Below are 12,038 nucleotides of genomic sequence, written 5' to 3'. Positions count from 1 at the left end.
TCAGGCCGCTTGTGTATTGGGGGTGTTGCACATGGGGAAGCCCAGCTTTTCGCGGGAGTCAAAGTAGGCTTGCGCCACGGCACGAGACAAATTGCGGATGCGGCCAATGTAGGCTGCGCGCTCAGTCACGGAAATGGCGCCACGCGCATCCAGCAGGTTGAAGGTGTGTGCAGCTTTCAAAATCATTTCATAGGCCGGAAGCGCCAAGCCCACTTCGATCAGGTGTTTGGCTTCGGCTTCATACTCGCCGAAATGACGGAACAACATATCGGCATTGCTGTGCTCGAAGTTGTACGTGGACTGCTCCACTTCGTTTTGATGAAACACATCGCCATAGGTCAGCACTTTCTTCACGCCTTTTTCTTCGCGCTCGGTCCACACCAGGTCGTACACGTTTTCCTTGCCTTGCAAGTACATGGTCAGACGTTCTATGCCGTAGGTGATCTCGCCCAGAATTGGTGAACAGTCCAGCCCCCCCACTTGTTGGAAATAAGTGAACTGGGTCACTTCCATACCATTGAGCCATACTTCCCAGCCCAAGCCCCAGGCACCCAATGTTGGGTTTTCCCAGTTGTCTTCGACGAAGCGAATGTCGTTTTGCTTGGTGTCGATGCCCAAAGCCTCCAGACTGCCCAAGTAAAGGTCAATGATGTTTTCCGGAGAAGGCTTTAGCACCACCTGAAACTGGTAGTAATGTTGCATGCGGTTGGGGTTCTCGCCGTAGCGGCCGTCCTTTGGGCGGCGCGATGGCTGCACGTAAGCCGCGTTCCAGGGCTCTGGTCCCAAGGCGCGCAAAAACGTGGCGGTGTGGCTTGTACCTGCGCCCACTTCCATGTCAAAGGGTTGCAGCAAGGCGCAACCTTGTTGGTCCCAGTAATTTTGCAGGGTCAAAATGGCCTGTTGAAACGTCAGCGGTTTCTTTTGCATGTGCGCCAGTGTCCTTCGTAATGCTGTGTTTGTATTCCAATTGCCCCGTATTGTAATGGTTGGCCGGGGCTTTCGAACTTAGAGCGTGCCAATGCACAGGTACTTCATTTCCAGGAACTCTTCGATGCCCCATGCCGAGCCTTCCCGCCCCAGACCAGACTGCTTCACGCCGCCGAATGGGCCTACCTCATTGGAAAATACGCCCACATTGATGCCAACCATGCCGTATTCCAGTGCACGACCCACCCGGAACGTGCGAGCCGAGTTCTCTGTGTAAAAGTACGCGGCCAGGCCAAATGGGGTGTTGTTGGCGTAGTTGATGGCTTGTTCCTCGGTATCAAACGGGAAAATGGCAGCCAGCGGGCCAAAGGTTTCCTCTTGTGCCACCAGCATTCGGTGGTCGGCGTTGTCGATCAGGGTGGGTTGGAAAAAACGGCCACCCAGGGTGTGGGGTTTGCCGCCATACAGCAGTTTCGCGCCCTTCGCCAGTGCGTCGTCCACATGTTTTTGAACTTTGGCAACAGCGTTGTCATCAATCATGGGGCCAATGCTGGCTTTTGTTTTCAGGCCGTCGCCTACTTCAAGTTTGGCGATCCTGGCTTGCAATTTTTCAGCAAAAGCCTGTTGTACGCTGCGATGTACGTAAATTCGGTTGGTGCACACGCAGGTTTGGCCGGCATTTCTGAATTTCGACGCAATCAAACCATCGGCGGCTTTGTCCAGGTCGGCGTCTTCAAACACGATGAAAGGCGCATGGCCGCCCAGTTCAAGGCTCAGTTTCTTGATGGTAGGGGCACATTGCTGCATCAGTATGCGGCCTACTTCCGTGCTGCCTGTGAAGGTGAGTTTGCGTACGATCTCGCTTTCGCACAACACTTTGCCAATCTCGATGGAGCGGTTAGCGTCGCCGGTGATCACGTTCAGCACGCCAGCCGGAATGCCTGCCTGGCGTGACAATTCAGCCAATGCCAATGCACTAAGCGGGGTTTGTTCGGCAGGTTTGATGACCACTGTACAGCCAGCAGCCAATGCAGGCGCCACCTTGCGGGTAATCATGGCGATCGGAAAATTCCATGGCGTAATGGCTGCGCACACGCCGATACCCTGTTTCAACACCAGCAGTTCGCGACCCAGTTGGGGTGATTCCAGCACGCTGCCTTCAATCCGCTTGGCCTGCTCGGCAAACCATTCCACAAAGCTTGCGCCATAAATGACTTCGCCTTTGGCTTCGGCCAGGGGTTTGCCCTGTTCCAGGGTCATCAGAAATGCGAGGTCGTCGGCGTTGTCGATGATGAGGTCAAACCACTTGCGCAGCATTTGCGCCCGGCTCTTGGCGGTGGTATTGCGCCAGCTGGCCAGTGCTTTTTCAGCACACAGAATGGCGTCATGGGCCAATGCGATTGAGGTGTTACCAACTTGCGCAATGGTCTCGCCTGTGGAGGGGTTGTCTACTGGAAAATCAACTTCACATTCATGAAAACTGCCGTATACAAATGGGTTTGTTTGCAAAAGGCTGGGGTTTTTGAATTCAAATTTGTTGTTCATTGTTTGGCTTTGGGTACTGCTCATGTCTGTCTCTCTTGTTGTTCAATGTGCTTCAAGGTTTAGCAGGGCTGTCAGCTGCGCTGTGCAAGCCACTGCGAATGTTTCGGTTCGCAAAACACGTCGCGAAAAATTCAGGGGCAGGGCACCCAGTTGCGTGGCGGTGTCAGTTTCTTCGGGTGACCAACCACCTTCCGGACCCACGCAAATGACCAAAGGTTCCTCCGCGTTTGCCTGGGGAGTCCAATTTCGCAATCCCCGTTCGGCTTGAGGTGTAAACCAAAGTACATGCGCGCTGGGCCAGGTTTGTGCCACATATTCAAGTGCATCAAAAACAGACCTGACTGGTTCAACCATGGCCAGTTGTTCCCGTTCGCTTTGCAAGCTCGCCGCCAACACCACGCGTTCCCAATGGGCTTGCCGCTTGGCAGCCCGTTCACCTTCCAGTTTAACCACGCTGCGCTGGGCCTGAACCGGGTGAAAGCCGGCTACGCCCAATTCTGTGCATTTTTCAAGCACCCAATCCATTTTGTCGCCTTCTGGCAATGCCTGTAGCACATGCAAGGGTCTATTCAGCTCGGTGTTTCGCATGGCCAGTTGGTCGCTGACGTGAATTTGCGCCAGTTTTTTCGATGCATAGTGGATTGTGGCGTGGTACTCACAGCCTTTGCCATTCCAGACGCGCACTGCCTCGCCTTCACGCAGGCGCAAAACCCTTGAGGCGTAATGCATCAAGTCGTCCGACAGATCAAGCACTTGGCCCGCGCTGTTGCAGTGTTCTAGCAGGAAGCGTGGTAAGCGCTTGCCTTTGTCGTGTTTCATGTTTCCCTGTCTTTATTCAATGGTTTGTCCGCGGGGGGGCGCTTTATTGGGATAGCTTTGATAAAATTCATTTTTTTCCAACTTTGCCACAGGCATAACCCTCAATCCCCATACCTATGTCCTCTTCGTCAAAGAACATGGCCAACGCGATTCGCGCGCTCGCCATGGATGCAGTTCAAGCCGCCAAATCCGGGCACCCCGCATGCCAATGGGCATGGCCGAAATCGCAGTGGCCTTGTGGGCCCGCCACCTGAAGCACAATCCGCAAAACCCCTTGTGGGTTGATCGTGATCGCTTCGTGTTGTCCAACGGTCACGGTTCCATGCTGATTTACGCGCTGCTGCACCTGACCGGCTACGACTTGCCGATTGAGGAACTGAAAAATTTCCGTCAGCTGCATTCTAAAACACCAGGCCATCCCGAGGTGGACATCACCCCCGGAGTTGAGACCACCACCGGTCCTTTGGGGCAGGGCATTGCGAATGCAGTGGGCTTGGCTTTGGCAGAAAAGCTGTTGGCAGCCGAGTTCAATGAAGCGGGTTTCCCGATTGTTGATCACAACACGTATGTTTTTTTGGGTGACGGTTGCCTGATGGAAGGCATTTCCCACGAGGCCTGTTCCCTGGCGGGTACTTTGGGCTTGTCCAAGCTCATCGTGATGTACGACGACAATGGCATTTCAATCGACGGTGAAGTGGAGCACTGGTTTGCCGACAACACGCCCAAGCGTTTTGAGGCCTACGGCTGGAATGTGATTCCGAGTGTGAACGGCCATGATGTAGACGCTGTGGATGCAGCCATTGCGCAGGCCAAGCAAAATGCTGCGCTGGACAAGGGCCCAACCCTGATTTGCTGCAAAACCAATATTGGCGAAGGCTCGCCCAACCTGGCTGGTACCGACAAAGTACACGGCGCACCGCTGGGCGATGCTGAAATTGCCGCAACCCGCGCCGCGATTGGCTGGGAACATGCGCCCTTCGAGATTCCTGCTGAGGTTTACAATGCCTGGGATGCGCAGGTTGAGGGCGCTGCTCGCCAGTCGGCTTGGGACAAGCTGTTTGACGCCTACACTGCCAAATTCCCGGCCAAGGCTGCGGAGTTCAAGCGTCGCATGGCGGGCGATTTGCCTGCCCAGTTTGAACAGACTGCCGCCCGTTTGCTGGCCGAAGTGGCTGCCAAAGGCGAAACCATTGCTACCCGCAAAGCGAGCCAAAACGCGATTACCCTATTGGCAGCTGAATTGCCTGAATTGCTGGGCGGCTCTGCTGACCTGACGGGTTCGAATTTGACCAACTGGCCCAAGTGTGTGGCAGTGCGCCGCAACAAAGACGGCTTTACTGCAGGTAATCACATTAACTGGGGCGTGCGCGAGTTCGGCATGAGCGCCGCTTTGAATGGTGTGGCTCTGCACGGTGGCTATATTCCTTTCGGTGCCACCTTCCTGACTTTCTCTGACTACAGCCGCAATGCATTGCGCATGGCTGCGTTGATGAAAAAGCGCAATATTTTTGTGTTCACCCACGACTCAATCGGCCTGGGTGAAGACGGCCCCACCCACCAGCCTGTTGAGCATGCCGCCACCCTGCGCTTGCTACCCAATATGGACGTTTGGCGCCCTGCTGATTCAGTGGAATCGATGGCTGCCTGGAACAGCGCGGTGATGCGTAAAGACGGTCCGAGCAGCTTGTTGTTCAGCCGTCAAAACCTGCCTTTCCTGGCACGCGCTGAACCCGTTTTGAACTCAATTGCCAAAGGTGGCTACGTGTTGTCCGATGTCGCCAATGCCAAGGTCACCTTGATTGCCACGGGCTCCGAGATTGAAATTGCCATGAACACGCAGAAGGCTTTGGCCGAAAAAGGTGTGGCAGCGCGTGTGGTGTCCATGCCCTCAACCAGCGTGTTCGATCGCCAAACCGCAGCGTACAGGGCTGAGGTATTGGGCACGGCGCCGATTGCCGTGATTGAAGCTGGCATGACCGATGGCTGGTACAAGTACATTGCACAGGCTGGTGTGAAAGGCACCGTGCTGGGTATGAGCACCTTTGGTGAATCTGCACCTGCTGGCGCTCTGTTCAAGCACTTTGGGCTAACCACCGAGAAGTTTACGGAGGCCGCTTTGGCTTTGGCTCAATAACAGGCATTGGCTTAAGAAACCGAATATTTGATTTACTTTCAAGGAGATTTGTCATGACCATTCGCGTAGCGATCAACGGCTATGGCCGCATCGGCCGAAACGTATTGCGTGCCCACTATGAAGGTGGCAAAAAACACGACATTCAAATCGTGGCGATCAATGATTTGGGCGATCCCAAAACCAACGCTCACCTGACTCAGTACGACACTGCGCACGGCCGTTTCCCCGGCACAGTGACTGTCGATGGCGATTACATGGTTGTCAATGGCGACAAAATCAAGGTTCTGGCCAACCGCAACCCGGCTGAACTGCCATGGGGCGAGTTGGGTGTGGATGTGGTGATGGAATGTACAGGCTTTTTCACCTCCAAGGAAAAGGCATCTGCCCACCTGAAAGGCGGTGCCAAGAAAGTGATTATCTCCGCCCCCGGCGGTAAAGACGTGGATGCCACAGTTGTATTTGGTGTGAACCACAGCGTACTGAAAAGCACTGACACAGTGATCTCTAACGCGTCTTGTACCACCAACTGCCTGGCCCCGCTGGTCAAGCCCTTGAATGATGCGATTGGTCTGGAAACCGGCCTGATGACCACCATTCACGCCTACACCAATGACCAGGTGTTGACCGATGTGTACCACGAAGACCTGCGCCGTGCCCGTTCTGCCACCATGAGCATGATCCCCACCAAAACAGGTGCGGCTGCTGCGGTTGGATTGGTGTTGCCAGAACTGAACGGCAAACTGGATGGTTACGCTGTGCGCGTGCCCACCATCAACGTGTCCATGGTTGATTTGTCGTTCATTGCCAAGCGCGACACCACCGTGGACGAGGTAAACAGTATCCTGAAAGCTGCCGCCGAAGGCCCATTAAAGGGTGTGTTGGAATACAACGAGGCGCCTTTGGTGTCGATCGACTTCAATCACAACCCGGCTTCAAGCGCGTTTGATGCCACTTTGACCAAAGTAAGCGGTAAGCTGGTGAAGGTGTCCAGCTGGTACGACAACGAGTGGGGTTTCTCCAATCGCATGTTGGATACCACAGTTGCACTGATGAACGCGAAGTAATTTCCCAAGTCCGTGCCATCAAAAACCGGGCCTTGTGCCCGGTTTTTTACGTCATCGTATTCCTCAAAAAACCTCCCCCTTTTGTGGGTCTCCCTACCCCTATTGGTCATGCGCAAAGCCTTGTTTCATGCCGTTAAAGCGGTATTCGTCGGGCTTTGGCGAGGTGGCTGAGAAGTAGGCTCCGTTCTGCTTTCTATTCAACAAATTGATTGCGCACCTCGCTGGGTAACCTGAACCCATTGTGATAAGCGAGTACTGCCATGTTGACCTTCCGTCCCAAAAAGCAAAAACTGACACCCCTGCGTGTGCTGATCACCAGCGTTTTGCTGATGCTGTGGATTCTCTTGGTTGCGCCTGCTCATGCGCAAAGCGGTGGTGCTCAATTCATTGTCAAATTGAAGAACTCGGTTGAGCTAAGCAGTGCGCCGTCCCTGCGCCGCCTGGAAAAAGAAGGTGAATTTCTTGCCGATGTGATGGCGAGAAACAATGTGGATGCCACCTGGTTGCGCGCAGGTTCGGTGGGTACACATGTGATGCGTTGGGGTAGCAGCGTGCGTACCGGTGATCAGCAATCCATGCTGAACCGCCTGGCCAGTGACCCCGAGGTGGAGTTTGCAATTGAAGACCGGCCTGTGCGTGCATTTGCAACACCCAACGACCCAACCTTTGCCAATCAGTGGGCCTTGCGTTCTACATTCAACACCGCAGGCGCAAAGTTTGATCAGGCTTGGGATGTGGTTCGCGGGAGCGCCGATGTGGTCGTGGCTGTGTTGGACACAGGTGTGGTTTTTGAAACTCCCGATTTGATGGGTCGATTGCTCAGCGGTTTTGACTTTGTCTCGGACGTACCCACAGCCAATGATGGCAACGGCCGCGATGCCAATGCAGCAGACCCTGGTAACTGGATCAGCAGTGCTGACGCGCAAACTCAGGCTTTCTCTGGCTGTAGTGTCAAGAATTCAAGCTGGCATGGCACTTTTGTTGCCGGTCAAATCGCGGCCAATACCCACAGCGATTCAGATGTGGCTGGCGCCGACTGGAATGTGAAGGTGTTGCCGGTCCGCGTGCTTGGCAAATGCGGCGGCCTGCTGTCGGATGTACTCGATGCGATGCTGTGGTCAGCTGGCCTTGATGTTCCGGGCATTCCTCGCAACCCTAACCCGGCCGATGTGATCAATCTGAGTTTGGGAAGTCCCACTACATGCAGCTCATTTGAGCAAACAGTGGTGGATCGAGTGAATGCAGCGGGTACTTTGGTGGTGGCCGCAGCTGGAAACAGCGGTGGCTCGGTCGATTCGCCGGCCAATTGCAACAATGTTCTTTCAGTGGGGGCTTTAGACCGCGATGGCAGCCGCGCCAGTTACAGCGCAATCGGCAGTGCAGTCAGCTTGATGGCACCTGGCGGTTTCAGCAATGGTTTGGTGGGCTTGGGCAATTCGGGTACTACCACGCCTGCATCGGCCAGTTTGGTCAGCAAAACCGGTACCTCTTTCGCTGCACCTTTGGTGGCAGCCACGGCTGGGTTGATGCGCGCCATAAATCCAGCACTGACGCCAGCCCAATTGCGTAGCCAAATCTTGAGCAACACGTCGGGTTTTCTAAGTCCCAGAAGCAGCACCTGCACGGCCAACCAGGGTTCAGGCAGTTGCAATTGCACCACTGCTGTGTGTGGCGCGGGCATGCTCGATGCTTTTGCGGCAGTGTCTGCGGCGAAAGGAACACGCCCAGTGGCCAATGCATCTGCATCAGCCAATGGCTTGGGCACGAGCGGATATCAGGAGAGTGCCACCGGCTTGCATCCTGTTCGCTTGCGTGGGTCTGCCAGCAGCGTTGCGGCAGGGCGTAGCATCGCTTCTTATGCCTGGACGCAGGTGTCGGGTGAGCAGCTGATGACCGGCACACAAACCACTGCTGATGTTGACTTGCCAGCCCCGACTTCAAGCTCCGACTTGGTGTTTCAACTCACCGTGACCGACTCGGTTGGCGAAGCACACAGCAGCTTCACAGCCTTGCGTGTGGTGGCCAGCGGGGATGATGGCAGTTCACCCTCATCGGTGGCCAGTGCCAGTTCAGGTGGCACTACCACACCCACAACTGACAACGGTTCGGGCTCCAGCTCCGCAGTTTCCGCAGGTGGCGGCGGTGGCGGTGGCGGCGGCGGTGCCATCACATTGCCTGGTTTGCTGATGCTCACCCTGCTGATTGGGTTATTCAGAAAGTCGGGTTTTGCTTCAGCCACCATGACCGGGAAATTATAGCCAGTCCGAATAAAAGACCACCCAAGGCACCCCCCCTGTGTGCCTCAAATGCAATCGGGCCGCCCACCAAAGCATCGGTGGTGTGGCCAGAATTCCATTCAAGTATCAGCTTTGCAATCAGCCCCGCGGCAAGAACCCACAAAGGCCAGCCCAGAGCAGGTTTGCTTGGGGTTCGGTGCAGCGCGAGCAGCAGACAGGCAGTGAACTGAAAATGCAGGGCGCCGCTCAATCCGCAATACCATTGAACAGGCTCAATCCAGCTCAAGTAAAACGCAAGCCACACCAGTGAAAGCAACTGTACCCACAGCCATTCGCGTTGGCTTCGCTGGTTTGAAAATCCCCAGGCCACAATCGCCAAGCCGCCCAGGTTCAGGCCCAGGTGAACCCAGCCTAGGTGGGTAAACTGCGCTATCAGGATGTAAATGAAGAATGAGTCAATTAAATCAAGCCCTTGCCGGGCGAAGTCGGGCGCAAAAACTTGCCCTGCAATTGCCAATATTCCAATCACAAAGGAGTAGGCAACCCCGAGGAAAAGCGGGCTGGGGGCGTTATAATTCCGGATTGTTTCCAATAACCTTCCTTGAGAGTTGAAAAGCAATGTTGCGTTTCCTGCGCCTGACCGACCAAAACGTATCCAACAAACGCGTGTTGATCCGCGTCGATTTTAACGTGCCAGTGGATGCAAATGGCAACATCACGGAAGACACCCGCATTCGCGCCTCTTTGCCCGGCATTGAATACTGCTTGAACAACAACGCAGCCTTGCTGCTGACCAGCCACTTTGGCCGACCCACCGAGGGTGAGTACGATGAGAGGTTGAGTTTGGCCCCAGTGGCCGCGCGTCTGGGTGAATTGTTGGGCCGCCCTGTTCGCTTGGTGAAAGACTGGGTGAATGGTGTAGACGTGAAGGCTGGTGAAGTGTTGCTGCTGGAAAACTGCCGGTTCAACAAAGGCGAAAAAAAGAACAACCCCGAACTGGCACAAAAAATTGCCGCGCTTTGCGATGTTTATGTCAATGACGCCTTCGGCACGGCCCATCGTGCAGAGGCCACTACTCACGGCGCGGCACAATATGCGCCAGTGGCGTGTGCAGGCCCTTTGCTGGCTGCTGAACTTGATGCCTTGGGTGCAGCGCTTTCCGCTCCCAAGCGCCCAATGGTGGCGATTGTGGCGGGTTCTAAGGTGTCGACCAAACTGACAATTTTGAATAGTCTGGCCGACAAAGTGGACCAGTTGATTGTGGGTGGCGGTATCGCCAATACATTCATGGCTGCGCTGGGCTTGCCAATCGGCAAGTCGCTTGCCGAGCACGACTTGGTGGGCGAGGCCAAAACCATCATCGACAACATGAAAGCCCGAGGCGCTGCTGTGCCAATTCCGAGCGATGTGGTGGTGGGCAAAGAATTTTCCCCGACAGCGTATGCCACCAGCAAGAAAGTGGCCGATGTGGCCGCTGATGACATGATTTTCGACATCGGCCCCAACACAGCCGACGAATTGGCTGCCATTCTGGACAAAGCCGGCACCATTGTGTGGAACGGCCCCGTGGGAGTGTTTGAGTTCGATCAGTTTGGCAAAGGCACCGAGCGCCTGGCCATGGCAATTGCAAATTCCAAGGCTTTTTCGATTGCGGGCGGTGGCGACACCTTGGCGGCTATTTCAAAGTACAACATTGGTGATCAGGTCAGTTATATTTCAACCGGTGGCGGCGCATTTCTTGAGTTTCTGGAGGGTAAAACCCTGCCGGCCGTAGAAATTCTTCAACAGAGAGCGGCTTAATGTCTAACTCAGGGAGCAAATTGGTGCCCAACGTGTATGTACCCCGTCAAACCAAAATAGTGGCCACTTTGGGGCCGGCATCTACCGATCCCGCAGTTCTTGAGCGAATGATCGCAGCGGGCATGAATGTGGTGCGGGTCAACTTCTCGCACGGCACTGCCCAGGAGCATATTGATCGGGTCAAAACCGTGCGTGAAATTGCGGCCCGTTTGAAGCGCGACATTGCTGTGATGGCCGATTTACAAGGGCCCAAAATTCGAATTGGTGTGTTTGCCAATGGCTCCACCAACCTCGTTAACGGTCAGCCCTTTGTGCTGGAAGCCAAGTGCGACTCAGGCGACGACGAGCGGGTTGGGTTGGACTATCCCGAGCTGGTGAATGATGTCAAAACAGGCGATACCCTGTTGCTGGATGACGGCAAGATTGTACTGAAAGTCAAAAAAGTAACCCCCAGTCAAATTCACTGTGAAACTGAAGTGGGTGGTGTGCTCAAGAATCGCAAGGGCATTAACAAATTGGGCGGTGGTTTGTCCGCGCCTGCCCTCACGTCGAAAGACATGGAAGACATCCGCACTGCAGTGGCTTTCGAGGCTGACTATATTGCGGTCAGCTTTCCCAAAAGCGGTGCGGATATGTACATGGCGCGCGAACTGACTCGCGCGGCAGGTGGCCACGCCATGATGATTGCCAAGATTGAACGTTGCGAGGCACTTGAGAATCTGGATGATTTAATCCGTTCTTGCGACGGTTTGATGGTGGCACGCGGTGATTTGGCAGTTGAAATTGGTGATGCCGCTGTACCTGCAGCCCAAAAGCGCCTTATTCGCGCCGCCCGGGAAGCCAACAAGCTGACCATTACTGCTACCCAGATGATGGAAAGCATGATTGAAAGCCCCGTGCCCACCCGCGCTGAAGTGTCCGATGTAGCCAATGCAGTGCTCGATGGCACAGACGCCGTGATGTTGTCAGCCGAAACCGCTGCGGGCAAGTTCCCAGTAGAAACAATTGTGGCCATGGCCCGCGTGTGTGTTGAAGCAGAAAAGTCAGCCACCATCAGCTTGGACACCGATTTCCTGAATCGCAAGTTCAAGCGAGTGGACCAGTCCATTGCAATGGCGGCTTTGTTCACTGCACACCACCTTGAAGTGAAGGCGATTGCTGCACTGACTCAGTCCGGTTCAACAGCATTGTGGATGTCGCGTTTAAACAGTGGCGTGCCGATTTTCGCGCTGACGCCCGAGGAGAAAACCCGCCGTCGCCTGTCGATGTACCGCGATGTGCGCACTGTCATGATGCAGTACGAAACTGAGGACCGTGAGGTGTTGCTGGCGAAATCAGAGCAGGCTTTGCTGGATGCCAAAGTGGTTGAGTTGGGTGATCTGATTGTAATCACCATTGGTGAGCCAATTGGTAAATCGGGCGGAACCAACACCATGAAAATTGTTCGCGTAGGCGAACACATTGGCTTGCTGAATTAACCAGTTATTTGACTAATTTTATTTTTCGGAGACT

General features: G+C 54.8%; 8 protein-coding genes and 1 pseudogene. 5 read left to right on the top strand and 4 right to left on the bottom strand.

The window, feature by feature from the left end; genetic code table 11:
• The 3 genes from glyQ to BSZ31_RS00480 all read right to left on the bottom strand — a co-directional run bounded on the left by glyQ (window position 1) and on the right by BSZ31_RS00480 (window position 3,291).
• Window positions 1–927 (bottom strand): glycine--tRNA ligase subunit alpha, encoded by a 927-nt coding sequence (gene glyQ, locus BSZ31_RS00490; RefSeq protein WP_105027064.1) that lies wholly within the window; start codon window positions 925–927, stop codon window positions 1–3.
• A gap of 78 nt (window positions 928–1,005) precedes the next feature.
• Window positions 1,006–2,496: an NAD-dependent succinate-semialdehyde dehydrogenase gene (locus BSZ31_RS00485; RefSeq protein WP_105027063.1), complete on the bottom strand. Its 1,491-nt coding sequence runs from the start codon at window positions 2,494–2,496 to the stop codon at window positions 1,006–1,008.
• 18 nt (window positions 2,497–2,514) lie between these two features.
• A complete protein-coding gene (locus BSZ31_RS00480; RefSeq protein ID WP_105027062.1) occupies window positions 2,515–3,291 on the bottom strand; it encodes a 16S rRNA (uracil(1498)-N(3))-methyltransferase in 777 nt (258 codons plus the stop codon).
• Between the two features lie 116 nt (window positions 3,292–3,407).
• Here BSZ31_RS00480 and tkt point away from each other — a divergent pair.
• The 3 genes and pseudogenes from tkt to BSZ31_RS00465 all read left to right on the top strand — a co-directional run bounded on the left by tkt (window position 3,408) and on the right by BSZ31_RS00465 (window position 8,747).
• A pseudogene (gene tkt / locus BSZ31_RS00475) lies at window positions 3,408–5,425 on the top strand (transketolase).
• 53 nt (window positions 5,426–5,478) lie between these two features.
• Window positions 5,479–6,489, top strand: a complete 1,011-nt coding sequence (gene gap / locus BSZ31_RS00470) for a type I glyceraldehyde-3-phosphate dehydrogenase (RefSeq protein ID WP_105027061.1) — start codon at window positions 5,479–5,481, stop codon at window positions 6,487–6,489.
• 260 nt (window positions 6,490–6,749) lie between these two features.
• The gene (locus tag BSZ31_RS00465) at window positions 6,750–8,747 is read left to right on the top strand and encodes a S8 family peptidase (RefSeq protein WP_105027060.1); all 1,998 of its coding nucleotides are present in this window, start codon (window positions 6,750–6,752) and stop codon (window positions 8,745–8,747) included.
• Here BSZ31_RS00465 and BSZ31_RS00460 read toward each other — a convergent pair.
• Entirely contained in the window at window positions 8,701–9,255 is a 555-nt protein-coding gene (locus BSZ31_RS00460; protein WP_168426790.1) for a rhomboid family intramembrane serine protease, read from the bottom strand. The two genes, BSZ31_RS00465 and BSZ31_RS00460, sit on opposite strands and share 47 nt — an antisense overlap.
• A gap of 89 nt (window positions 9,256–9,344) precedes the next feature.
• Here BSZ31_RS00460 and BSZ31_RS00455 point away from each other — a divergent pair, with 89 nt between their 5' ends.
• Together BSZ31_RS00455 and pyk are read left to right on the top strand one after the other, a co-directional pair.
• Window positions 9,345–10,526, top strand: a complete 1,182-nt coding sequence (locus BSZ31_RS00455) for a phosphoglycerate kinase (RefSeq protein ID WP_105027058.1) — start codon at window positions 9,345–9,347, stop codon at window positions 10,524–10,526.
• Complete coding sequence (gene pyk, locus BSZ31_RS00450; RefSeq protein ID WP_105027057.1) at window positions 10,526–12,004, top strand: pyruvate kinase; 1,479 nt, start codon at window positions 10,526–10,528, stop codon at window positions 12,002–12,004. Before BSZ31_RS00455 ends, pyk begins: the two co-directional genes overlap by 1 nt.
• Window positions 12,005–12,038: the final 34 nt, after the last annotated feature.

The sequence above is a fragment of the Limnobacter sp. SAORIC-690 genome, from assembly GCF_002954425.1.
GTDB lineage: Bacteria > Pseudomonadota > Gammaproteobacteria > Burkholderiales > Burkholderiaceae_B > Limnobacter > Limnobacter profundi.
The sequence above is the reverse complement of the archived record's forward strand: the minus strand, read 5'-3'. Positions and strand labels throughout refer to the sequence as shown.